Source organism: Sphingomonas sp. CL5.1 (assembly GCF_013344685.1).
Lineage (GTDB): Bacteria > Pseudomonadota > Alphaproteobacteria > Sphingomonadales > Sphingomonadaceae > Sphingomonas.
The window spans coordinates 1,055,473-1,077,072 of sequence record NZ_CP050137.1; the positions used below are offsets into that span (position 1 = coordinate 1,055,473).

General features: G+C 69.8%; 24 protein-coding genes. 7 read left to right on the plus strand and 17 right to left on the minus strand.

All coding sequences use genetic code 11. From position 1 onward, the window contains the following. The first annotated feature begins 48 nt into the window (after window positions 1-48). The 3 genes from F9288_RS05345 to F9288_RS05355 are packed head-to-tail and all read left to right on the plus strand — an operon-like array spanning window position 49 to window position 2,190. Window positions 49-1,164: a homoserine O-acetyltransferase gene (locus F9288_RS05345; RefSeq protein ID WP_174835682.1), complete on the plus strand. Its 1,116-nt coding sequence runs from the start codon at window positions 49-51 to the stop codon at window positions 1,162-1,164. Beyond that, on the plus strand, window positions 1,161-1,769 hold the full coding sequence (metW, locus tag F9288_RS05350; RefSeq protein ID WP_174835683.1) for a methionine biosynthesis protein MetW: 609 nt from the start codon (window positions 1,161-1,163) through the stop codon (window positions 1,767-1,769). The genes F9288_RS05345 and metW overlap by 4 nt, the downstream gene beginning before the upstream one ends. 28 nt (window positions 1,770-1,797) lie before the next feature. Beyond that, window positions 1,798-2,190 (plus strand): response regulator, encoded by a 393-nt coding sequence (locus F9288_RS05355; RefSeq protein WP_174835684.1) that lies wholly within the window; start codon window positions 1,798-1,800, stop codon window positions 2,188-2,190. Here the strand turns inward: F9288_RS05355 and F9288_RS05360 are convergent. From F9288_RS05360 to F9288_RS05385, 6 genes are read right to left on the minus strand one after another with little or no spacing between them, the layout of a single operon-like run. Next, window positions 2,174-3,688 carry a sensor histidine kinase gene (locus F9288_RS05360; protein ID WP_174835685.1) on the minus strand — a complete coding sequence of 505 codons (1,515 nt, stop codon included), beginning with the start codon at window positions 3,686-3,688 and terminating at the stop codon, window positions 2,174-2,176. The genes F9288_RS05355 and F9288_RS05360 overlap by 17 nt on opposite strands. 9 nt (window positions 3,689-3,697) lie before the next feature. Further along, window positions 3,698-4,258 carry a single-stranded DNA-binding protein gene (gene ssb / locus F9288_RS05365; protein ID WP_174835686.1) on the minus strand — a complete coding sequence of 187 codons (561 nt, stop codon included), beginning with the start codon at window positions 4,256-4,258 and terminating at the stop codon, window positions 3,698-3,700. 9 nt (window positions 4,259-4,267) lie between these two features. Next, window positions 4,268-6,121, minus strand: a complete 1,854-nt coding sequence (locus F9288_RS05370; RefSeq protein ID WP_174835687.1) for a ferrous iron transporter B — start codon at window positions 6,119-6,121, stop codon at window positions 4,268-4,270. Then, on the minus strand, window positions 6,121-6,372 hold the full coding sequence (locus F9288_RS05375) for a FeoA family protein (protein WP_174835688.1): 252 nt from the start codon (window positions 6,370-6,372) through the stop codon (window positions 6,121-6,123). Before F9288_RS05375 ends, F9288_RS05370 begins: the two co-directional genes overlap by 1 nt. A 57-nt stretch (window positions 6,373-6,429) precedes the next feature. Beyond that, window positions 6,430-7,098 carry a COQ9 family protein gene (locus F9288_RS05380; RefSeq protein WP_174835689.1) on the minus strand — a complete coding sequence of 223 codons (669 nt, stop codon included), beginning with the start codon at window positions 7,096-7,098 and terminating at the stop codon, window positions 6,430-6,432. Next, window positions 7,095-8,006: a DMT family transporter gene (locus F9288_RS05385; RefSeq protein WP_174835690.1), complete on the minus strand. Its 912-nt coding sequence runs from the start codon at window positions 8,004-8,006 to the stop codon at window positions 7,095-7,097. Before F9288_RS05385 ends, F9288_RS05380 begins: the two co-directional genes overlap by 4 nt. Before the next feature lie 62 nt (window positions 8,007-8,068). Here F9288_RS05385 and F9288_RS05390 point away from each other — a divergent pair, with 62 nt between their 5' ends. Next, on the plus strand, window positions 8,069-9,145 hold the full coding sequence (locus F9288_RS05390; RefSeq protein WP_174835691.1) for an alkene reductase: 1,077 nt from the start codon (window positions 8,069-8,071) through the stop codon (window positions 9,143-9,145). A gap of 40 nt (window positions 9,146-9,185) precedes the next feature. Here the strand turns inward: F9288_RS05390 and F9288_RS05395 are convergent, their stop codons facing one another. From F9288_RS05395 to gltX, 8 genes are all read right to left on the minus strand, one after another. Beyond that, entirely contained in the window at window positions 9,186-9,455 is a 270-nt protein-coding gene (locus F9288_RS05395) for a hypothetical protein (RefSeq protein ID WP_174835692.1), read from the minus strand. 154 nt (window positions 9,456-9,609) lie between these two features. Next, window positions 9,610-10,029: a 6,7-dimethyl-8-ribityllumazine synthase gene (gene ribH / locus F9288_RS05400; RefSeq protein WP_174835693.1), complete on the minus strand. Its 420-nt coding sequence runs from the start codon at window positions 10,027-10,029 to the stop codon at window positions 9,610-9,612. A 24-nt stretch (window positions 10,030-10,053) separates the two neighbouring features. Next, the gene (gene ribB / locus F9288_RS05405) at window positions 10,054-11,205 is read right to left on the minus strand and encodes a 3,4-dihydroxy-2-butanone-4-phosphate synthase (protein WP_174835694.1); all 1,152 of its coding nucleotides are present in this window, start codon (window positions 11,203-11,205) and stop codon (window positions 10,054-10,056) included. After that, a complete protein-coding gene (locus F9288_RS05410) occupies window positions 11,189-11,800 on the minus strand; it encodes a riboflavin synthase (RefSeq protein ID WP_174835695.1) in 612 nt (203 codons plus the stop codon). The genes ribB and F9288_RS05410 overlap by 17 nt, the downstream gene beginning before the upstream one ends. 5 nt (window positions 11,801-11,805) lie before the next feature. Next, the gene (gene ribD / locus F9288_RS05415) at window positions 11,806-12,792 is read right to left on the minus strand and encodes a bifunctional diaminohydroxyphosphoribosylaminopyrimidine deaminase/5-amino-6-(5-phosphoribosylamino)uracil reductase RibD (protein ID WP_302675331.1); all 987 of its coding nucleotides are present in this window, start codon (window positions 12,790-12,792) and stop codon (window positions 11,806-11,808) included. Next, window positions 12,789-13,136 (minus strand): hypothetical protein, encoded by a 348-nt coding sequence (locus F9288_RS05420; RefSeq protein WP_174838881.1) that lies wholly within the window; start codon window positions 13,134-13,136, stop codon window positions 12,789-12,791. The genes ribD and F9288_RS05420 overlap by 4 nt, the downstream gene beginning before the upstream one ends. 123 nt (window positions 13,137-13,259) lie before the next feature. Continuing rightward, a complete protein-coding gene (locus F9288_RS05425) occupies window positions 13,260-13,916 on the minus strand; it encodes an energy transducer TonB (RefSeq protein ID WP_174835697.1) in 657 nt (218 codons plus the stop codon). A gap of 143 nt (window positions 13,917-14,059) precedes the next feature. Then, entirely contained in the window at window positions 14,060-15,388 is a 1,329-nt protein-coding gene (gene gltX, locus F9288_RS05430; protein ID WP_174835698.1) for a glutamate--tRNA ligase, read from the minus strand. Window positions 15,389-15,471: 83 nt separating this feature from the next. On the opposite strand from gltX, the gene F9288_RS05435 reads away from it, so the two are divergent. Further along, the gene (locus F9288_RS05435) at window positions 15,472-16,407 is read left to right on the plus strand and encodes a ribose-phosphate pyrophosphokinase (RefSeq protein WP_174835699.1); all 936 of its coding nucleotides are present in this window, start codon (window positions 15,472-15,474) and stop codon (window positions 16,405-16,407) included. 77 nt (window positions 16,408-16,484) lie between these two features. On the opposite strand, the gene F9288_RS05440 is transcribed toward F9288_RS05435, so the two are convergent. Further along, on the minus strand, window positions 16,485-16,799 hold the full coding sequence (locus F9288_RS05440; protein ID WP_254621084.1) for a PilZ domain-containing protein: 315 nt from the start codon (window positions 16,797-16,799) through the stop codon (window positions 16,485-16,487). 220 nt (window positions 16,800-17,019) lie between these two features. Between F9288_RS05440 and F9288_RS05445 the strand changes: the two genes are divergently transcribed. Both F9288_RS05445 and nhaA read left to right on the plus strand, forming a co-directional pair. Further along, window positions 17,020-18,597 (plus strand): lysine--tRNA ligase, encoded by a 1,578-nt coding sequence (locus tag F9288_RS05445; protein ID WP_174835701.1) that lies wholly within the window; start codon window positions 17,020-17,022, stop codon window positions 18,595-18,597. Beyond that, window positions 18,594-19,787: a Na+/H+ antiporter NhaA gene (gene nhaA, locus F9288_RS05450; protein ID WP_174835702.1), complete on the plus strand. Its 1,194-nt coding sequence runs from the start codon at window positions 18,594-18,596 to the stop codon at window positions 19,785-19,787. The genes F9288_RS05445 and nhaA overlap by 4 nt, the downstream gene beginning before the upstream one ends. Here nhaA and F9288_RS05455 read toward each other — a convergent pair. Next, window positions 19,776-20,462, minus strand: a complete 687-nt coding sequence (locus F9288_RS05455; protein WP_174835703.1) for an RlmE family RNA methyltransferase — start codon at window positions 20,460-20,462, stop codon at window positions 19,776-19,778. The genes nhaA and F9288_RS05455 overlap by 12 nt on opposite strands. Beyond that, complete coding sequence (locus tag F9288_RS05460; protein WP_174835704.1) at window positions 20,459-21,499, minus strand: Ppx/GppA phosphatase family protein; 1,041 nt, start codon at window positions 21,497-21,499, stop codon at window positions 20,459-20,461. Before F9288_RS05460 ends, F9288_RS05455 begins: the two co-directional genes overlap by 4 nt. Window positions 21,500-21,600 lie beyond the last annotated feature (101 nt).

Sequence of the window (21,600 nt, forward strand, 5' to 3'; positions counted from 1 at the left end):
GAAGGGCCATTGCTGGCGCGTCCGCTCCCCGCTAACGCGCTTTGCACGATGTCAGACGATCAGCGTTTCGGCCCAGGGCGCCATGTCGTGCTGCCGGGGCCGCTCAGGCTCGACGGCGGCGGCGCGCTCGCGCCGGTCGAGATCGCTTACGAGACCTACGGCACGCTCGCGCCCGACGCCGGCAACGCGGTGCTGATCTGCCACGCGCTGACGATGGATCAATATGTCGCCTCGCCGCACCCGCGCACCGGCAAGCCGGGGTGGTGGACGGCGATGGTCGGGCCGGGGCGGCCGATCGACACCGACCGGCTGTTCGTGGTGTGCGCCAACGTGCTCGGCTCGTGCATGGGCAGCTCCGGGCCGGCGACGATCGATCCGGCGACGGGCCGCGAATATGCCATGGCCTTCCCGGTCATCACGATCCGCGACATGGTGCGGGCGCAGGCGATGCTGCTCGACCATCTCGGCGTCGCGCGGCTCAAGGCGGTGGTCGGCGGGTCGATGGGCGGGATGCAGGCGCTGTCGTGGGCGGCGACCTTCCCCGATCGCGTCGAGGCGGCGGTGGTGATCGCCTCCGCCGCGCGCCACTCGGCACAGAACATCGCCTTCCACGAGGTCGGGCGGCAGGCGGTGATGGCCGATCCGCTTTGGAACGGCGGCGATTATTATCGCGGCGAGCCGCCCGCCGCCGGCCTCGCGGTGGCGCGGATGGCGGCGCACATCACCTATCTGTCCGAAGCCGGCCTAACCGAGAAGTTCGGGCGGCGATTGCAGGCGCGCGACGCCAAGTCGTTCGGCTTCGACGCGGATTTCCAGGTCGAAAGCTATCTCCGGCATCAGGGGCTGAGCTTCGTCGACCGGTTCGACGCCAATTCCTATCTCTATATCACGCGCGCGATGGATTATTTCGATCTGGCGGAGGAGCATGGCGGGCGGCTGGCCAACGCCTTCCGGGGGAGCGGGGCGCGCTTCTGCCTCGTCAGCTTCGACACCGACTGGCTCTATCCGACGCGCGAATCGCGCGCGATCGTCCACGCGCTCAACGCGGCGGGCGCGGCGGTGAGCTTCATGGAGCTGTCCAGCCCCTATGGCCACGACGCCTTCCTGCTCGACGCGCCCGAGCTGTACCGCGTGGTGACGGGGTTCATGGGGGGCGGGGCATGAATCTGCGGCCCGATCTCGCGATCATCGCCGATCATGTCGCGCCGGGCGCGCGGGTGCTGGACATCGGCTGCGGCGACGGGCTGCTGATGGCGGCGCTGCGCGACGCCAAGGGGGTCGATGCGCGCGGGCTGGAGCTGGATGCCGGCAATGTCGCGGCGGCGGTGGGGCGGGGCCTGTCGGTGATCCAGGGTGACGCCGACACCGATCTCGCGGATTATCCCGCGCGGAGCTTCGACTATGCGATCCTCAGCCAGACGCTGCAGACCTGCCGCGCGCCGGACAAGGTGCTGGACGAATTGCTCAGGATCGGGCGGCGCGCCTTCGTCAGCTTTCCCAATTTCGCGCATTGGCGGGTGCGGCTGTCGCTGCTGTGGGGCGGGCGGATGCCGGTGACGCGGCTGCTGCCGGAACGCTGGTACGACACGCCCAACATCCACCATCTGACGGTGGACGATTTCCGTGCCTATCTGAAGGAGCACGGCGTCGCGGTGGAAGGGGCATGGTTTCTCAGCCGTGGCAGGAAAACCACATCGGCGGCGGCGAATGTGCTCGCGGAGCACGCCGTCTTCCTCCTGCGCGGAACCGAAACGCACAACGCAGGTTAGTTTCCGAACAATTAAACGGACGGGGCTGATGGGCAATACGGCATTGATCGTCGAGGACGAGATTTTCGTCGCGCTCGATCTGGAGCGAATCCTGATCGATGCCGGCTATAATGTCGTCGCGATCGCCGCCGACGAGGCGGAGGCGCTGGCCGCCGCGCCGGCCTGTCGCGCGGCCTTCGTCGACGTCAACCTGCGCGACGGCGCGACCGGCCCGACGATCGCCGAGCGCATCGCGCGCGATTACGGGGTGAAAGTAGTGTTCGTCACCGCCAATCCCGCGCAGATCGCGGACGGCGTTCCGGCGCTGGGCTATATCCGCAAGCCGTTCAGCGAGGAAGCGATCCGCGCCGCCGCCGCATGGGCGATCGACGGCGTGGCGCCGGCAACGCGCGACGTCGTTCGGCTCAGCGCGTTCGGCTGAGCGAGGCGCTCGGCAGCGATATCTCCACTACCAGCCCGTCCGGCCGCCAGTCGCGGTGGACGCTGCCACCGAGCTGGCGCACCGCGCTCAATTCGATCAGCCGGCTGCCGAAGCCGCCCTCGCCGCCGGGCGCGCCGACCGGCGGGCCGCCGTGCTCGCGCCATGCGAGCAGCGTCGTCTCCGTGCCCGGCGTTATCTCCACCGTGACATGGCCGGTGTCGTTCGACAGCGCGCCATATTTGGTCGCGTTGGTGGCAAGCTCGTGGAACAGCAGCGCGATCGGGGTGGCGGCGCGGTCGTCGATCGTCACCTCGCCGCCGGAGACGGTGACTCGCGCGCGTCCGGCGAGCTGATAGGGCGCGAACAATTGCCCGAGCAGCCCATGCAGGCTGTCGAGCGGCGGCGCGTCCTGTCGCGCGGGGCCGCGCGGGCGGATGAAGTCGTGGGCGCGGCCCAGCGCGGTCACCCGCTCGCGCAGGTCGGCGGCGACGGGTGCGAATTCCGGCCACGCGCGCGCCGAAAGCTGGACCAGCCCGGCGATCACCGCGAAGATGTTCTTGATGCGGTGGGACAATTCCTGGCTGACGATCTCGCGCTCCTCCAGCGCGATCTTGTGCGCATGGATATCGGTGGCGGTGCCGAACCAGCGCGTGATCCGCCCGTGCGCGTCGCGGATCGGCAGGGCGCGGCCGAGCATCCAGCGATAGCCGCCGTCGCGCATCCGCAGGCGATATTCGATCTGATAGGGTTCCCCGGTCGTCACGCTATGCTGCCATTGCTCGCGCGCGCGCGCCCGATCGTCGGGGTGGAACATCGTGCTCCACGCATCGCCGGCGACCTCGCCCTGCGCGGTGCCGGTATATTCGTGCCAGCGCGCGTTGGCATAATCGGTGACGCCGTTGGGCCGCGCGGACCAGACGATCTGCGGCATCGTATCGGCCAGCGTGCGGAAGCGGATCTCGCTGTCGGCGAGCGCGCGGGCGGCGCGCTCCGCCTCGCGCGCGGTGCGGCGCGCTTCCAGCCGTCCCAGCGCGGCCGAGGCCGCGATCGTCAGTCCCTCGCGCTGGAGCGGGGTGAGCGCGGCGCGCGGCTTGTCGTCGATCACGCAGAGCGCGCCGAGCGCCAGCCCTGCGGCGGTGGCGAGCGGCGCGCCGGCATAGAAGCGGATATGCGGCGCCCCGATGACGAGCGGATTGTCCGCGAAGCGCGGATCGGCGCGCGCATCCGGCACCTCCATCACGCCATGGCCGTGCATCGCATGGGCGCAGAACGACTGGCTGCGCGGCGTTTCGGCGAGATCGGTGCCGACGCGCGCGAGGAAGCGCTGGAACTGCTCCTCCACCACGCTGACCAGCGCGATCGGCGCTTCGCAGAGCTGGCTGGCGAAGCGCACGAGATCGTCGAGCACCCCTTCGTCCCGCGCGCCGGCCAGATCATAGAGCGACAGGGCGCGCGCGCGCGCTACTTCGTCCAGCCCGGATTCGGTGTTCGGGGGCACGGGTCTCCTTTAGAAAGGGACGTCGTCGTCGAGATCGTCGGCGAAGCCGCCGCGGCTCTGGCCGAAACCGCCGCTGCCGCCACCGCTACCGGCGCTGCTCCCGTCGCCACGGCCGCCGAAGCCGCCGCCGGAGGAGGCCCCGCCGCCGAAGTCATTGCCGCCGCCCCAGTCGTCACGGCCGCCGCCGGCCATCCCGCCACCGCCGGCGCCGCCGCCCGGTGCGCCGTCGAGCATCGTCAGCACGCTGTTGAAGCCTTGCAGCACGATCTCGGTGGAATAGCGGTCCTGCCCCTGCTGGTCCTGCCATTTGCGGGTCTGGAGCTGGCCCTCGATATAGACCTTCGATCCCTTGCGCAGAAAGCGTTCCGCGACATTGGCGAGGCCTTCGTTGAAGATCGCCACCGAATGCCATTCGGTGCGCTCCTTGCGCTCGCCGGTGTTGCGGTCCTTCCACGATTCGGACGTGGCGATGCGCAGGTTCACCACCTTGCCGCCGTTCTGGAAGGTGCGCGATTCGGGATCGCGCCCCAGGTTGCCGACGAGAATTACCTTGTTGACGCTGCCTGCCATGTAAGCCCCTCAGAGGCCCACGGCGACCGCGAGCCAGTATGTGATTCCCGTCATGATGTAGGCGGCGGCGAACAGATAGCCAATCATGAACAGCGGCCATTTCCACCCGTTCGTCTCGCGCCGGGTGACGGCGATCGTGGAGATGCACTGCGGCGCGAAGACGAACCACATCAGGAAGGCGAGCGCGGTGGCGAGGCTCCATTTGCCGGCGATCGCCTGGCTGACCTGCGTTTCATCGTCGGGGCCGGCATTGTCGATGGCATAGACCGTGCCCAGCGCCGCGACCGAAACCTCGCGCGCCGCCATCGCCGGGATCAGCGCGAGCACGATGTCGCGGTTGAAGCCGATCGGCCGGAACGCCGGCTCGATCGCATTGGCGATGCGCCCGGCGACCGAATAATTGACCTGGCTGACCGGGCTGTCCTTCGGCACCTGCGGGAAGGACAGCAGCGCCCACAATATGATCGTGGTGAAGGCGATCGTCGTGCCGGCGCGCTTGAGGAAGATCTCCGCGCGGCTCCACAGGCCGATCGCGAGGTCGCGCACGCTGGGGAGCTGGTATTTCGGCATCTCCATCATGAAGCCCGACGACGCGCCCCTGGTGACGGTGCGGCGCAGGATCAGCGCGACGACGAACGCGCCGAGCACGCCCATGACGTAGAGGCCGAGCATCACCAGCCCCTGCAACCCGACGAAGGGCAGCACGCGCGTGTTCGGGATCAGCGCGCCGATGACCAAAGTATAGACCGGCAGCCGCGCCGAACAGGTCATCAGCGGCGCGATCAGGATCGTGGTCAGCCGGTCCTTCTCATCCTCGATCGTGCGGGTCGACATGATGCCGGGCACCGCGCAGGCGAAGCTGGAGAGCAACGGGATGAACGCCCGCCCCGACAGCCCGACGCCGGCCATCAGCCGATCCATCAGGAAGGCGGCGCGGACCATGTAGCCGCTCGCCTCCAGCAGCAGGATGAAGAAGAACATGATGAGGATCTGCGGCAGGAACTTCACCACCGCGCCGACGCCCGCGATCACGCCGTCGGTGAGGAGCGACCGCAGGATCGAATCCGGCATCACGTCCTTGATAAGCCGGGAAACCCGATCGAATCCGTCAGCGATCGCGTCGGCCGGCGCGGCGCCCGCCCAGAACACCATCTGGAACATGACGAACAGCACGGCGAGCAGCAGCGCCACGCCGATCACCGGATGCAGCGCGACCGAATCGAGCAGGTGCGTCCAGCGCCGCACCGGCGTTTCGTGGACGGTCGCGACGACGGAGAGCGCGCGCGCGCGGCGTTGCAGCGCCGCGATATCCTCCTGCGCCGCGCCCGGCGCGGGAGCGGGGATCGCCCCGTCGATCAGGCCGGTCAGCGCGTGGCGCAATTCGTCCAGCCCGCGCCGCCGCACCGCCACCGTCGGCACCACGGGCACGCCCAACTCGCGCGCGAGGGCCTGAGGATCGAGCGTCAGCCCGTCGCGCTCGGCGAGGTCGAACATGTTGAGCGCCACCACTACCGGCAGCCCCAGCGCGACCAGTTGCAGCGTGAAGCGCAGGTGGTTGTCGAGATTGGCGGCATCCACCACCACCACCAGCGCGTCTGGCCGCCGCTCCCCGCTCTGGGCGCCGGTCACCACGTCGCGGGTGACGCGCTCGTCGGGGGAGGACGGATCGAGGCTGTAGGCGCCGGGCAGGTCGACCAGCTCGATCGGCCGCCCGTCGTCCAGCGCGAAGCGGCCGGAATGGCGCTCGACCGTGACGCCGGGATAATTGCCCACCTTCTGCCGCGCGCCGGTGAGCGCGTTGAACAGGGCGCTCTTGCCGGCGTTGGGATTGCCGACCAGCGCGACCAGCGGGAGCGTCGACATTATCCCAGCGAGACCGTGATGGTCGCGGCGACCGCGCGGCGCAGCGCGACCGTCATCCGCCCGATGCGGCAGGCGATCGGCCCGCGCCCGAGCGTGGCGCGATGGAGCACCTCCACCCCGACACCCTCGTCGAAGCCGAACTCGCGCAGCCGCCGCGCCTCGGGCGCGGTGAGCCGATCCCACGCGATCGCCGCGATCGTCGCGTGGCGGCGAAGCGGAAGCGATTCGAGGCTGGGAACCGACGTGAGCATGGAATCGGTCTAACGATGATGCGAACGATTATCAATTATCTTTCGCGCGCACCGTCGTCACGCCACCGGATAGCGCAGCCGCCCGACGAAGCGCGACAGGCTGGGGCGGCGCGCGGCGCGGCGCAGGAAGCCCGCCTTGGCCGTTTCGAACCGCATGATGCCGTCGATCCGCCGCGCGAGGAAGGCGCGCGTGTCCGCCTGGCCCGCGCTTTCGTCGTCGAGCAGCACCGTCATGGTCGCGGCATAGACGCCGAGCAGGATGGTGCGCTTGGTGTAGTGGTTATAGTCGGTCGCGGTGTCGCCGGCCGCGCGCCAGATCGTGTCGACCGTGCGCCACGCCAGCCGCGTGCCGGCCGCGATGTTGCGTGGCAGCGCGAGGATGGCGAGCGCGCGGCGCAGCGATTCGCGGTGCGGCGCGAGAGCGTCGATCCGCGCCTCGACCAACGTCGCGATGCGCTCGCGGATCTTCATCGCCGCGCGGCGCTCGGCCGGCACGGCGGCGAGCATCGCGGCGTCGACGGCGGCGAACCAGGCGTCGATCATCGCCGGCGCGTCGGGCAGCGCGAGCGCGGCGACGTCGCGGTCCACGCCGGCGGCGTCGGCGGCGATGTCGCGCGCCGGCGCGGCCCAGCCGTCGAAAGCGGCGTTGGCGGCGATGCGCGGGGCGAGCGCGGCGCGGATTTCGTCGAGCGTCGCGTCCGCGAGCGGGGAGGGCTGGTCGGTCATGCCGTCTTCCTATCACTCCCCGACGAACGGCGCACCAGCACCAGCGCGATCGCCACCAGCACCGCGCCGACCAGATCGAGCGGGCCGAGCCGCTCGCCATAGACGATCCAGCCGACCGCCGCCGCCACCACCGGCTGGATGAGCAGCGCCAGCCCGATCACCAGCGGGCTGAGCCGGCCGAGCGCATAGGTCATCAGCCCCTGTCCCAGCACCTGGCTGACCAGCGCTAGGATGATGAGCGGGGTCCAGTTGCCCGGCATCACCCGCTCCCCCAGCATCAGCGCGACGAGCAGCAGCGGCGGGGCGGCGGCGATCGAGGAGAGCGCGAGCGCCGGAAGCGGCTGCATCGTCGCGCGGGCGCGGACCATGAAGATGAAATAGGCGGCGTAGAGAACGCCGGCGATCATGCACAGCAGGTCGCCGATGAGGTTTTCGGGCGAAACCTCCGCCGACCGCCCCATCAGCACCATCGCGCCGACCAGCGCGAGCAGCAGCGCCGCGCCCTGCGTGCGGCTAGGCCAGGTGCGCGCGACGGCGAAGCCGTAGATCGGATAGATCAGCGAGGCGCAATTGCCGAACAGCGTGGCGTTGGCGAGCTTGGTATGGTGGATGCCGACGTGCCATGTGCCGAGATCGCCCGCGAACAGCACGCCGGAGGCGATCAGCACCCACCACAGCCCCTTTGCCTCGGCGATCGGCCGGCTGCCGGTGGCGCGCGCCAGCACCAGCAGCAGCGGCGCGGCGAGCGAAAGGCGCCAGAATCCCGCCGCGACCGGCCCGACGTCCGCCATCCGCACGAACCACGGCCCGAACGCCAGCGTGATGTTCCCGCAGAGCAGCGCGATGAACGCGATGGCGGTGCCGCTTGCGCCGAAGATAGCTTTTCTTGAGCGAATCGGCTGATGCATGCCGCCCTGTAACCGCCTATCTCCGGCGCGTCAGGTAGCAATGCGCAACTGAAAGGGAATCAATGCCCAGTCTGTTCGATCCCATCGCGCTCGGCGCGATCCATGCACCCAATCGCATCATCATGGCGCCGCTGACGCGCACCCGCGCCACCGAGGGCCATGTGCCGACCGGGCTGATGATCGAATATTACCGCCAGCGGGCCGGCGCGGGCCTCATCATCAGCGAGGCGACCGGGATCAGCCGGCAGGGCCTTGGCTGGCCGAGCGCGCCGGGGCTGTGGCTGGACAGCCAGGTGGAGGCATGGAAGCCGGTGACGGAGGCGGTGCACCGCGCCGGCGGGCGGATCGTCGCGCAGCTCTGGCACATGGGGCGGCTGGCGCGGCCCGACGTGAGCGGGCTGCAATCGCTGTCCTCCTCGGCGAAGCGCGCGCCTTATGCGGTGCCCGAGAAGAACCCCTATGACGTGCCGCGCCCGGCGACGCTGGACGATATCCGCCAGACGCTGGACGATTACGCCGCCGCAACGCGCAACGCGCTGGCTGCCGGGTTCGACGGCGTGCAGATCCATGCCGCGAACGGCTATTTCATCGACCAGTTCCTGCGTGACGGCGTCAACGACCGTGACGACGATTACGGCGGGCCGCCCGAGAACCGCATCCGCCTGCTGCGCGAGGTGACGGAGCGGGTGATCGCCGAGGCGGGCGCGGATCGCACCGCCGTCCGCCTCTCCCCCAACGGCGATTCGCAGGGCGCGGACGACAGCAACGCGGAAGCGGTGTTCATCCCCGCCGTGCGCGCGCTCGACGCGCTTGGCATCGCTTTCCTCGAATTGCGCGAGCAGTCGCCGGACGGGACGTTCGGCAGCACCGACGTGCCCAAGCTCAGCCCGAAGATCCGCGCGGCCTTCGCCCGCCCGCTGGTGCTGAACCAGGATTATTCGCTCGCCGCCGCGCAGGCCGATCTCGATTCGGGGCTGGCCGATGCGATAAGCTGGGGGCGGCTGTTCATCGCCAATCCCGATCTGGTCGAACGCTTCCGCGCCGGCGCGCCGCTCAACGAACCCGATTCCAGGACCTTCTACAAGCCGGGGCCGGAGGGATATATCGACTATCCCGCGCTGGAGGTGTCGGCGGGCTGAGCGTTGGCCCGAGCCTGTCGCGGCGCGGCCCCCGGCAGGCTCAGGGCTTCGCGACCTCATAGCGGTCGAGCCAGCGGGTGATCCTGCGCCGGATCGTCGCGCCCAACCCGTTGCGGGCAAGCAGGAACAGCGGCAGCACGCCGAGCCACGGTTGCCAGATCGCGGCGAGAAGCCACGCCATTGCAAGGACCAGCGTGAGCAGGCGCATCCGCCCGAGCGTCGCCGCGCCGCCCGCGTCGAGCCGCACGATACGCGGCGCTTTCTCGTCATAGAGCCGCATCGTCGTGAGCGACCGGCCGGTTGTCGCCAACGAACGCGCCGGCGCCGTTCCGGCACGCGATGGGGAGGTAATGGCCGGCGCGGAAGGTGGCGCCGGGGATGGCATCGCCCGCGTGTCGATCACCTCCAGACGCCGCCCTCGCTCCACCACGCGATAGCGCGACGGGGGCGGCTCCGTCGGCACCTCAGCCGAATCGCTCGCGCAGCTTGAGCATCGCCAGCGCCGCCATCGCCGCGCCGCCGCCCTTGTCGAGCTGGCCCGGATCGGCGCGGTGGATCGCCTGCGCCTCGTTCTCGGTGGTGAGGATGCCGTTGCCGATAGCTAGGCCGTCCATCGTCAGCGCCATGACGCCACGCGCGCTTTCGTTCGAGACGATCTCGAAATGATAGGTCTCGCCGCGGATCACCACGCCGAGCGCGACATAGGCGTCGTAGCGCCCCGTCTCCGCCGCCATGGCGATCGCGCCGGGCACTTCCAGCGCACCGGGGACGGTGACGATCTCCGCCTGATGCCCCGCGCCCTCGATCGCGGCGCACGCGCCGGCGATCAGCATGTCGTTCAGGTGATCGTAGAAGCGCGCCTCGACGATAAGGATGCGGGCCATTCGGGAAACTCCGTGGGGGATGCGTTACTCCGCGTCGCCGTCCGTGATCGGATGCTCGGCGACGATCGACAGGCCATAGCCTTCCAGCCCGACCAGCGCGTGATGCGTATTGGTGAGCAGGATCATCTCCTCCACGCCCAGCTCGGCGAGAATCTGCGCGCCGACGCCATAGTCGCGCAATTCCTCGATCTCCGGCGCGCCCGGCCCCTTGCCCTCGGCATGCGCCTTGACGAAGCGCGAGAAGGCGCCCTGCATCGGGCGGTTGATCACCACGATCACGCCGGAGCCTTCCGCCCCGATCATTTCCATCGAGCGCGAGAGCAGGTCCGCGCGCGGCGACAGCTCGCCGAACATGTCGCTGAAGAAGCTGGCGGTGTGCATCCGCACCAATGTCGGCTTCGCCGGATCGATATGGCCCTTGACCAGCGCGATCGTCTCGTCGCCGGTCGCCTTGTTGAAGAAGGTGAGGCCGCGCCAGGTGCCGCCCCAGCGCGATTCGAACGTCGTCTCCGCGCGCTTCTCGACCAGATGGTCATGACGTCGGCGATAGGCGATGAGGTCGCGGATCGTGCCGATCCTGAGGTTGTGGAGTTGGGCGAAGGCGACGAGATCGTCCATCCGCGCCATCGTGCCGTCCTCGTTCATGATCTCGCAGATCACGCCCGAGGGGTTGAGGCCGGCGAGCCGCGCCACGTCCACCGCCGCCTCGGTATGCCCCGCGCGCACCAGCACGCCCCCGTCGCGCGCGACCAGCGGGAAGACATGGCCCGGCGTCACGATCTCCCCACGCCCCTTCGACGCGTCGATCGCCACCGCCACGGTGCGCGCGCGGTCCGCCGCCGAGATGCCGGTCGTCACCCCCTCGCGCGCCTCGATCGAGACGGTGAAGGCGGTCTCGTGCCGCGTGCCGTTGTTGCGGCTCATCAGGTCCAGCCCGAGCTGGTCGACCCGCGCCTTGCCCAGCGCCAGGCAGATCAGCCCGCGACCGTGCTTCGCCATGAAGTTGATCTTCTCCGGCGTCGCCATCTGCGCCGGAATGACGAGATCGCCCTCGTTCTCGCGATCCTCGTCGTCGACGAGGATGAACATCCGACCGTTCTTCGCCTCCTCGATGATCTCCTCCGGCGAGGAAAGGAATGCGTGGCGCAGGCGCGCGAGTTCAGCCGGCTTTGACACGATAATGCTCCATGCGTTGGAGGTAGCGGGCGAGGACGTCGATCTCGATGTTGACGGCCTGCCCCGCCGTCAGCCCGCCGAGGGTGGTGACGGACCGGGTGTGCGGGATGAGGTTGATCGCGAAGACGGTGCCGTCCGCACGATCCTCCACGGTGTTGACGGTGAGCGACACGCCATCGACCGTCACCGAGCCTTTCGGCGCGAGGAACGGGGCGAGATCGCCGGGGACGCGGAAGGCGACGCGCTTCGAATCGCCGTCCGGCATAACCTCCACCACCTCGGCCACGCCGTCGACATGGCCGGTGACGATATGCCCGCCCAGTTCCTCGCCCAGCTTCATCGCGCGTTCGAGGTTGAGACGGCGGCCGGCGGTCCACTGGCCCTGCGCGGTGCGGCTGGCGGTTTCGCCCGACACGTCCACCGCGAACCAGCCCGGCCCCTTGTCCACCACCGTCAGGCACACGCCCGAGCAGGCGATCGACGCGCCGAGATCGACGGTGGCGGTGTCGTAGGCGGTCTCCACCACCACGCGCAGGTCGCCGCGCGATTCCGCCGCTTTGATGGTGCCGACGTCGGAGACGATCCCGGTGAACATATGAGTCAGAAGTCCTGCTGTCGCTGGCGCTCATATGCCTCGAGCCGGTCGCTGCCAAGCGCGCGCGCGTCGAGCAGCCGCCAGCGGCCGTGCGCGTCGGCGAGGCTGGCGAGGCCGATGTCGCCCAGCGCCGCTCGCCCGCCGCCGATCAGGATCGGCGCGCGATAGATCAGCAGGCGATCGACCAGATCGGCAGCGAGGAAGGCGGACGCCGCGCCCGCGCCGCCCTCGATCAGCAGGTGATCGCCCGGCAACGCAGCGATATCGGCGATATCGGCGATGACGGTGCAGTCGGGCGCGTCCACGCCGAGCGCGGAGAAGATGACGCGATGCGGGGAGCGTGCCTCAAGGCCCGGCAGCCGCACGTCGAGGCGCGGGGCGTCCGCCTCCCATGTGCCGCGCCCGACGAGGATCGCCTCGTGCCGCGCGCGTTCGAGATGCGCGTGGGCGCGTGATTCGGCGCCCGTGATCCAGCGGCTTTCGCCGTCCGCCCGCGCGATGCAGCCGTCGAGCGAGGTGGCGAGCTTGAGCGTCACCTGCGGCCGCCCGAACGCGCGGCGGGTGAGGAACCCGTCCATCGAGCGTCGCGCCTCCGCCGCGAGCACGTCGGTGGAGATGGCGATGCCGGCGGCGGCAAGGCGCGCGAGGCCCGCGCCGTCGGTGCGCGGATCGGGATCGCCGAGCGCGGCGACGACCCGCGCGACACCCGCTTCCGCCAGCAGATCGGCGCAGGCCGGGCCGCGCGGCGAGCGGTGTGCGCACGGCTCCAGCGTGACATAGGCGGTCGCCCCGCGCGCCGCCTCGCCCGCCTGGGCCAACGCCATCGCCTCGGCATGCGGGCGGCCGCCGGGCTGCGTCCAGCCGCGCCCGACGACGCGACCTTCCTTCACGATCACGCAGCCGACATTGGGATTGGGCGCGGTCCGCCCGCGCGTCCGCCCGGCGAGGGCGAGCGCGGCGGCCATCCAGCGCTGGTCGTCGGCGGCGCTCAGATGCCCCAGCGCTTCAATTTGTCGTCGAGCCGCTGGAATTCGGCGCGGGTCTTAGCCTGCTCCTTCTCCTGCTCGGCCAGTTCCTTGTCCTTCTTCGCCTGATCGACCTTCTGCTGCGCGACGATCTCCGCCTCGGTGCGGTCGAGCCGCCATTGCTGCACGTAGACGATGTCGGGCTTGTAGACTTTCTCGATCGTCGAATCCTTGATGAAGGCGAAGATGAAGAAGCCGGTGATCAGGATCGACAGCGCGAAGAAGCCCAGCTCGTGCGGCTGGCGCTGGTGCAGGAATAGCCGAAGATCTCGCAGCGCGCGGAGCGGCGACATGCGGGCGAAGAATTGCATGTGGCCCAAGATAGGCGCGCGCGACGCCGGTTGCCAGCCCCGGTTATGCCGGAGCCGCGCCAGTCCGCCCGTCTCGGGGGGAGGGGGAAGCGGACTGACGCGACAGCTCTTCATACGATCCAGCTAGGATTCCATCTCGAACCGCACCGTCATCGTGCGCCATGATTCGACCGCCACGCCGTCGCGCGTCGCCGGGCGGAAGCGCCAGCGGGAAAGCGCCTGCCGCTCGGTCGCCTGCCAGAAGGCCTCGCTCGCCGCCGAGACGCGCTCGACCTGCTTCACGCGCCCGTCCGCGCCGACCAGCACGCGGATCACCACCTTGCCCTCATTGCCCATGCGCCGCTCGCCGGCGGGATAATCGGGCTGGAAATCGCGGGCGTAGCGCGGATCGGCGACCGCATCGACCATCACCGGCGGCTTCACGGGCGGGTCGATGATCGTGTCGATGCCGCCGCCGGTTCCGGGATTGGTCGGCGGCGGGAAGGGCGGGATGACGAGGCCGCCCGATTCGCTAGTCTGGACGATCGGCGTGGTCCGGTCGATCTGATCCGTCGCGGCCCTGGACGGGTGCGCGGTCTTGCGCTCGGGCTGCGGGAGCGGTTCGGGCGGGGGCGGCGGCTCGATCGGAATGTTGATCGCGGTGAATTCCTTGGTGAAATTCTCCCTGATCTCCGGCACCGACATCACCAGCCCGGCGACGATCGCGGCATTCAGCCCGACCGCGACGGCGAGGCTGCCCGGATTGAACCCGCTCGAGCGAACGTAACGATCCGCGTACATAAGCCTGATCCTCTCGTCTGTTCTCCTTTGCCGGTTTCCCGGTTCAGGGATGATACAACGTATCTATGCGCGCGAGAAGATATTTTATAACGTAACGGAAACGGCCTCCATCCGGCCCGCCACCGTGACCTGTGAACGGCGGCTCAGGCGGTGGAGAGGCGCGCGATCGCCCGGTCGCGGCCGATCAGCGGCAGCAGCGCGGCCATGTCCGGGCCGTGGTCGCGCCCGGTCAGCGCGCGGCGCAGCGGCAGGAACAGCGCCTTGCCCTTGCGCCCGGTCGCGTCCTTCAGCCGCGCGGTGAGCGCGTGCCACGGGTCGCCGGCCCAGTCGATTGCGGCGGCGGCGGCGGCGGCCTGGGCGAGATAGGCGGCATCCTCGCCGGCATCCGGCGCATCGACCGGCCCTTCGATCACGCGCCACCAGTCGGCGGCTTCCGCGACGGTCGCGAGATTGGGCCGCACCGCCTCCCACGCCGCCGCGCCCATCCCGGCGGGCAGGCGATCCGCGACCGCCGCATGGGAAAGCTGGTGGACGATCCGCGCGTTGAGCTGCGCCAGTTCCGCCTCGTCGAACCGCGCGGGCGCGCGGCCGAAGCGGGCGAAGTCGAACCCGGCGACCAGCGGCGCGACATCCACGAACGGCTCGACCGGATCGCTGGTGCCGAGCCGGGCGAGCAGCGCGCGGATCGCCTGCGGCTCGATCCCCGCCGCGCGGAACTGGTCGACCCCGACGCTGCCGAGCCGCTTGGAGAGCTTGCCCTCGCTGCCGGTCAGCAGCGCCTCGTGCGCGAAGGCCGGCGGGGTCGCGCCGAGCGCGGCGAACATCTGGATCTGGAGCGCGGTGTTCGAGACGTGATCCTCGCCGCGCACGACATGGGTGATGCCCATGTCGATATCGTCGATCACCGACGGCAGCATGTAGAGCCACGAGCCGTCCGCGCGGCGGATCACCGGATCGCTCATCGTCGCGGGATCGAAATGTTGCTCGCCCCGGATCAGGTCATGCCATTCGATCGGCGCTTCGTGATCGAGCCGGAAGCGCCAGTGCGGGCGCGCGCCCTCCGCCTCCAGCTTCGCGCGGTCGGCATCGCCGAGGGTCAGCGCCGCGCGGTCATAGACCGGGGGCAGGCCGCGCCCGAGCTGGACCTTGCGCTTGAGGTCCAGCTCCTGCGCGCTTTCATAGGCGGGATAGATGCGCCCCGCCGCGACCAGCTCGTCGAACCGCCGCCGATAGAGCGCGAACCGTTGCGACTGGCGCACCTCCTCCACCGGCGTGAGGCCGAGCCAGGCGAGATCGGCGCGGATCGAATCGACGTGACGTTCCTCGCTGCGCTCCGCGTCGGTATCGTCGATGCGCAGCACGAAGCGGCCGCCGGTCCCTTGCGCGAACAGCCAGTTGTGCAGCGCGGTGCGGATGTTGCCGACATGCAGCCGCCCGGTGGGCGACGGCGCGAAGCGGGTAACGACGGTCATGGAGGTCCGCTTAGGCGCTTGCCCTTCCCCTCGCCAGCCCCGCGCATTAAGGCGACGCGAATCGGGGCGGGAAGGGCGACGCAATGAAACTGATGACCGGCAACTCCAATCTGCCGCTGGCGCGCGACATCGCCGCCTATCTGGAGCTGCCGCTGACCGAGGCGCTGGTGCGCCGCTTCGCCGACGAGGAGATTTTCGTCGAGATCCGCGAGAATGTGCGCGGCGAGGACGTGTTCGTCGTCCAGTCGACCAGCTTCCCCGCGAACGACAACCTGATGGAGCTGCTGATCTGCATCGACGCGCTGAAGCGCGCCTCGGCGAAGCGGATCACGGCGGTGGTGCCGTATTTCGGCTATGCCCGGCAGGACCGGAAGCCCGGCCCGCGCACGCCGATCTCGGCCAAGCTGGTCGCCAACCTCATCACCACGGCGGGGGCGGACCGCGTGCTCTCGGTCGATCTCCACGCCGGGCAGATCCAGGGCTTCTTCGACATCCCGACCGACAATCTGTTCGCCGCCCCGGTGATGTCGGCGGATATCCTGACGCGCTTCGGCGACAAGAACCTGATGGTCGTCTCGCCCGACGTGGGCGGCGTGGTGCGCGCGCGGGCGCTCGCCAAGAGGCTCGACAACGCGCCGCTGGCGATCGTCGACAAGCGCCGCGAGCGCGCCGGCGAATCCGAGGTGATGAACATCATCGGCGACGTCGAGGGCCGCTTCTGCATCCTGATCGACGATATCGTCGATTCGGCCGGTACATTGTGCAACGCCGCCGCCGCGCTGAAGGAGGCCGGGGCCGAGGACGTGGTGGCCTATGTGACGCACGGCGTGCTGTCCGGCGGGGCGGTGGCGCGGGTCGAGGGATCGGCGCTGCGCGAGCTGGTCATCACCGATTCGATCGGCAATCACGAGGTGCTCGCCGAGGCGAAGCGCATCCGCCACCTGACCATCGCGCCGCTGCTGGCGGAGGCGATCCGGCGCATCGCGGACGAATCGAGCGTGTCGTCGCTATTCGACTGACGGGCGCAGGCGCGACCCGCCGGCCGGGCAACAGCTTCGCTCAGCGGACTGATCGACCGGCGTGCAGCGTGCGCGCCTTAGCTGTTGCCGAGCGCCACGATGTGATCGAACACCGCCGGATGCAGCGGCCTGGCGAAGGCGCAGCCGTAGCGGTATTTGTCGCGCCATGCGACCACCGCCTCCAGCCCGGCGAGGCCGGGCAGCGTCAGCCAGACCGTCTGGCCCGGCCACAGGGTGAAGCTGGTCTGCGCGCGGAATCCGGTGGTGGACAGGTCCACCACGTCGATCTCGAACCGGGTCGTGCCGCGGTCGCGCAGGTGCGCGCGCATCTTGACCGCCTTGCGCAAGGAGCCGCGATTGTCCTCGCCGTCCAGAGACATGGGTATAGACACGGCCTGATCCATTGGCCGTTTATGCGCCGCCAATGGTTACCAATCCGCAAACGAATCCACTCGGCTCGCCGCACAAAATGCGTTGTTTAGGCTATGGTTTCAGGGCGATAGGGGCGATCGGACCCAGTCGCGAGGCATGGGCGCTCCGGCCTTTTCGCGCCGCGAAACCCGCACGGGGATATAGCCATCGCGCGCGCGCGTCGCTACGTCGCACCGCACCATGACAGACGATCTCCGCTCCGCAGCCCTTGAATCCAAAGCCTGGCCGTTCGAGGAAGCGCGCCGGCTGCTCAAGCGCTGGCCGGAGGGAAAACCGGGCGGCGGGGCGATCATCTTCGAGACGGGCTACGGCCCCTCGGGCCTGCCGCATATCGGCACGTTCAACGAGGTGCTGCGCACGACGATGGTGCGCAACGCCTTCCACGCGCTGTCCGACCAGCCGACGCGGCTGATCGCCTTCTCCGACGACATGGACGGCCTGCGCAAAGTGCCGGACAACGTGCCCAACCAGGCGATGCTGGCCGGATATCTCGGCAAGCCGCTGACGCAGGTGCCCGACCCGTTCGGCAAGTTCGAGAGTTTCGCGCACCATAACAATGCGATGCTGCGCGCCTTCCTCGATCGCTACGGCTTCGACTATGAATTCGCCTCCTCGACCGAATATTACCATGCCGGCCGGTTCGATGAGCAGCTCCGCAACGTCCTGCGCCAGTACGATGCGATCATGGCGGTGATGCTGCCGACGTTGCGCGGCGAGCGGCAGGCGACCTATTCGCCCGTGCTGCCGATCAGCCCCAAATCCGGCGTGGTGCTGCAAGTGCCGGTCGAGGTGGTCGATGCCGACGCCGGGCTGATCCGCTTCGTCGACGAGGGCGAGACGATCGAGCAGTCGGTCCTCGGCGGCAAGGCCAAGCTCCAGTGGAAGCCCGACTGGGGGATGCGCTGGGCGGCACTGGGCGTCGATTACGAGATGCACGGCAAGGACCTGATCGATTCCGCCGCGCTCGGCGGGCGCATCTGCCAGATCCTCGGCGGGCGCAAGCCCGAGACTTTGGTGTACGAGCTGTTCCTCGACGAGAAGGGCGAGAAGATATCGAAGTCCAAGGGCAACGGCCTCAGCCTCGAGCAATGGCTGACCTACGGCCCGGAGGAATCGGTCGCCTTCTACGCCTATCGCGAGCCGAAGAAGGCCAAGCAGCTGCACATGGGCGTGATCCCGCGCGCGGTGGACGAATATTGGCAGTTCCGCGCCAATTATCCGGGGCAGGGCATCAAGGAGAAGCTCGGCAACCCCGTCCACCACATCCACGACGGCAAGCTGCCGGAGGGGACGCTGCCGGTGACGTTCGGGCTGCTGCTCAACCTCGTCGGGGTGATGGGAGAGGCCTCGAAGGAACAGGTGTGGGGCTATCTCGCCAATTACCTGCCCGATGCCTCGCCCGCCGCCTATCCGGAGCTGGACCGGCTGATCGGCTATGCGCTGGCCTATCACCGCGACTTCATCGCGCCGACGCTCAGGCGCCGCGCGCCGGAGGGCGTGGAGGTCGCCGCGTTGCAACGGCTCGATGCCGAGCTTGCGGCATTGCCGGCGGACGCCAGCGCCGAGGATATCCAGAACCACGTCTATGAGATCGGCAAGACCGGCGGGTTCGCCGAGCTGCGCGACTGGTTCCGCGCGCTCTACGAAACGCTGCTCGGGTCGAGCCAGGGGCCGCGCATGGGGAGCTTCATCCGGCTCTACGGCGTGGAGAACAGCCGCAAGCTGATCGCGGAGGCGCTGGCGCGCGCCGGCGGATGACGGCGCGCCGCGCTTCCGCGTTGCGCGCCTTCCTCACCGGCGAGGCGGCGGGCGGCTTCGTGCTGGTCGCGGCGGCGGCGCTGGCGATGCTGGCCGCGAACCTGCCGGCGACGGCGGGCTGGTATGCGCATGTGCTTCATGCGCGGACCGGGCCGGTGCTTTCGTCCGCGCTCGGGCCGATGACGGTGCATCTGTGGATCAACGACGGGCTGATGGCGCTGTTCTTCCTGCTCGTCGGGCTGGAGATCAAGCGCGAGTTCGTCGACGGCCGCCTCGCTCGTGCCGACCAGCGCCGCCTGCCGTTCATCGCGGCGGCGGCGGGGATGGCGGTGCCGGCGCTCGTCTATCTGCTGGTGGTGGGCGACCGCGGCGGGTTGCAACGCGGCTGGGCGATCCCGGCGGCGACCGACATCGCCTTCGCCATCGGGGTGATGGCGATGCTGGGGAAGCGCGTGCCGCCTGCGCTCAAGCTGCTGCTCACCACCGTCGCGATCGTCGACGACATGGGCGCGGTGGTGATCATCGCGCTCGCCTATACCGATCAGATCAGGGCGCTGGCGCTGGCCGGCGCGGGCCTGGCGCTGGCGGTGCTGTACGTGATGAACCGGCGCCGGGTGCGGGCGCTGTGGCCGTATCTCGCGGCGGGCGCGGCCCTGTGGCTGTTCGTGTTGCAATCGGGCGTCCATGCGACGATCGCCGGGGTGCTGACCGCCGCCTTCATTCCCGTGGTGCCGACGCCGGGCGCGCCCGACTCGCCGGAATCGCCGCTGCACCGGTTGGAACATGCGCTCAGCCCGTGGGTCGCCTTCGCGATCGTGCCGCTGTTCGCCTTCGCCAATGCCGGCGTGGCGCTCGGCGGGTTCGGCTGGGGCGTGCTGGCCGAGCCGGTGGTGCTGGCGGTGGCGCTCGGGCTGTTCCTCGGCAAGCAGATCGGCGTGTTCGGCGGCATCTGGGGCGCGGCGCGGCTGGGGATCGCGGCCCGGCCCGGCGGGGTGGGCTGGGCGCAGGTCTATGGCATGGCGCTGCTCGCCGGGATCGGCTTCACGATGAGCCTGTTCATCGGCGGCCTCGCCTTTCCCGGCGACGCGATGCTGGTGGAGGAAGTGAAGATGGGCGTGCTGGCAGGCTCCTTGCTCTCGGCATTGGCGGGGTTCGCGGTGCTGGCGCTGGCCGCCCGTTCACGCGCCTGAACCGGCCTCATCGGGCCGTCCCTTGAACCCCTGCGCTACGACGAACCACTCCACGCTGCCCTTGCGGCTGGCCGGCGGCTTGGCGTGCTTCACCGTCGTGAAATGGCGTTTCATCTCCGCCACGAGCGTCGAATCCGCGCCGCCGGCGAACACCTTGGCGACGAACGCCCCGCCCGGCGCCAGCACCTCGATCGCGAAGGCGAAGGCGGTCTCGACCAGCGCCATGGTGCGCAGCGCGTCGGTCTGCGGATGGCCGACCGTGTTCGCCGCCATGTCCGACAGCACGATGTCCGGCGCGCCGCCCAGCGCCTCCATCAGCATCGCCGGCGCGGCGTCGTCCATGAAATCGTGCTCGAAGATCGTCACCCCGTCGATCGGGTCGACCGGCAACAGGTCGATCCCCACCACCGCCGCCTTGGGGGCGAGCCGGCGCACCACCTGGCTCCACCCGCCCGGCGCGATGCCGAGGTCGATCACGCGGCGCGCGCCCTTCAGCAGCCCGAAGCGCTCGTCCAGCTCGGTCAGCTTGTAGGCGGCGCGGCTGCGATACCCTTCCGCCTTGGCGCGGCGGACATAGGGATCGTTGAGCTGCCGCTCCAGCCAGCGGGTCGATTGCGCGGTGCGGCCGCGCGCGGTGCGCACGCGCTGGCGCCCGCCGGAACCTTCCCGGCTCATCGCGAAGCCGCCATCAGCCGGCGCAAGATGCCCTCGCGGATGCCGCGATCGGCGACGCCGATCCGCTCCGCCGGCCACAGATCGAGGATCGTCTCGAGGATCGCGCAGCCCGCCACGACCAGATCGGCGCGCTCGCGCCCGATGCACGGCAGCGCGGCGCGATCGGCGGGGGACATGTGCGCGAGGCTGCTCGACACCTCGCGCATCGCCGCCGCCGGCGCGATCAGCCCGTCCACCGCCGCGCGGTCGTACCGGTCCAGCCCGAGATGGACCGAGGCGAGCGTCGTCACCGTGCCCGATGTGCCGAGCAGCCGCCGCCGGTCCGCCCCCGCCGGCAGCCGCTGCGCGAAGGGCGCGAAGCTCTCGCGGACCAATGCGCGCATCCGCTCATAGGTGGCGGCGCGGCCGGCGGCGCCGTCCCGCGCCGGGATGCTCTCGGTGAGCGAGACGACGCCCCACGGCGCGGAATGCCAGTCGAGCACGGTGGGGACGGTGCTGGTGGTGTCGATCAGCACCAGCTCGGTCGATCCGCCGCCGATGTCGAACACCAGCGCCGGCCCCTCGCCCGGCTCCAGCAGCACATGGCAGCCGAGCACCGCGAGCCGCGCCTCCTCCTCGGCGGAGATAATGTGGAGGTGGATGCCGGTCTCGGCATGGACGCGGGCGATGAACTCCGCGCCGTTGGCCGCGCGGCGGCACGCCTCGGTCGCGACCGAGCGGGCGAGCGCGACGTTGCGGCGCTTCAGCTTGTCGGCGCAGACGCGCAGCGCGGCGAGCGTGCGGTCGATCGCTGCGTCGGACAAACGCCCGCTGCCCGCCAGCCCCTCGCCGAGCCGGACGATGCGCGAGAAGGCGTCGACCACCGCGAACCCGTCGCCCTGCGGTCGCGCGATGAGCAGGCGGCAATTGTTGGTGCCGAGATCGAGCGCCGCGTAATGCCGCGCGAACCCCGCCCGCGAGCGCGGGGGGGAGGGTGCCGAACGGGCCGGGGCGTCGCCCCCCTGCCGGTGCGGCAAATTGGCGGAAACGTCGCCCATTGCCGTCACTTTCTATTCTGTTCTGCCGTCGCGGATCGTCCGTCCGCCGGTGCCTGAGGGCGAGGCTACAGATTCGCGGCCGGGCGGGCAAGCCGCGCCCG

Coding starts and splice junctions, on each gene's coding strand:
- nhaA (WP_174835702.1), top strand. CDS start 18,594: ATGACGGCGCGCCGCGCTTCCGCGTTGCGCGCCTTCCTCACCGGCGAG.
- F9288_RS05425 (WP_174835697.1), bottom strand. CDS start 13,916: ATGTACGCGGATCGTTACGTTCGCTCGAGCGGGTTCAATCCGGGCAGC.
- F9288_RS05410 (WP_174835695.1), bottom strand. CDS start 11,800: ATGTTCACCGGGATCGTCTCCGACGTCGGCACCATCAAAGCGGCGGAA.
- F9288_RS05435 (WP_174835699.1), top strand. CDS start 15,472: ATGAAACTGATGACCGGCAACTCCAATCTGCCGCTGGCGCGCGACATC.
- F9288_RS05420 (WP_174838881.1), bottom strand. CDS start 13,136: ATGCAATTCTTCGCCCGCATGTCGCCGCTCCGCGCGCTGCGAGATCTT.
- F9288_RS05380 (WP_174835689.1), bottom strand. CDS start 7,098: ATGACCGACCAGCCCTCCCCGCTCGCGGACGCGACGCTCGACGAAATC.
- F9288_RS05445 (WP_174835701.1), top strand. CDS start 17,020: ATGACAGACGATCTCCGCTCCGCAGCCCTTGAATCCAAAGCCTGGCCG.
- F9288_RS05460 (WP_174835704.1), bottom strand. CDS start 21,499: ATGGGCGACGTTTCCGCCAATTTGCCGCACCGGCAGGGGGGCGACGCC.
- F9288_RS05355 (WP_174835684.1), top strand. CDS start 1,798: ATGGGCAATACGGCATTGATCGTCGAGGACGAGATTTTCGTCGCGCTC.
- metW (WP_174835683.1), top strand. CDS start 1,161: ATGAATCTGCGGCCCGATCTCGCGATCATCGCCGATCATGTCGCGCCG.
- F9288_RS05345 (WP_174835682.1), top strand. CDS start 49: ATGTCAGACGATCAGCGTTTCGGCCCAGGGCGCCATGTCGTGCTGCCG.
- F9288_RS05375 (WP_174835688.1), bottom strand. CDS start 6,372: ATGCTCACGTCGGTTCCCAGCCTCGAATCGCTTCCGCTTCGCCGCCAC.
- ribH (WP_174835693.1), bottom strand. CDS start 10,029: ATGGCCCGCATCCTTATCGTCGAGGCGCGCTTCTACGATCACCTGAAC.
- F9288_RS05370 (WP_174835687.1), bottom strand. CDS start 6,121: ATGTCGACGCTCCCGCTGGTCGCGCTGGTCGGCAATCCCAACGCCGGC.
- F9288_RS05385 (WP_174835690.1), bottom strand. CDS start 8,006: ATGCATCAGCCGATTCGCTCAAGAAAAGCTATCTTCGGCGCAAGCGGC.
- ssb (WP_174835686.1), bottom strand. CDS start 4,258: ATGGCAGGCAGCGTCAACAAGGTAATTCTCGTCGGCAACCTGGGGCGC.
- gltX (WP_174835698.1), bottom strand. CDS start 15,388: ATGACCGTCGTTACCCGCTTCGCGCCGTCGCCCACCGGGCGGCTGCAT.
- F9288_RS05455 (WP_174835703.1), bottom strand. CDS start 20,462: ATGAGCCGGGAAGGTTCCGGCGGGCGCCAGCGCGTGCGCACCGCGCGC.
- F9288_RS05390 (WP_174835691.1), top strand. CDS start 8,069: ATGCCCAGTCTGTTCGATCCCATCGCGCTCGGCGCGATCCATGCACCC.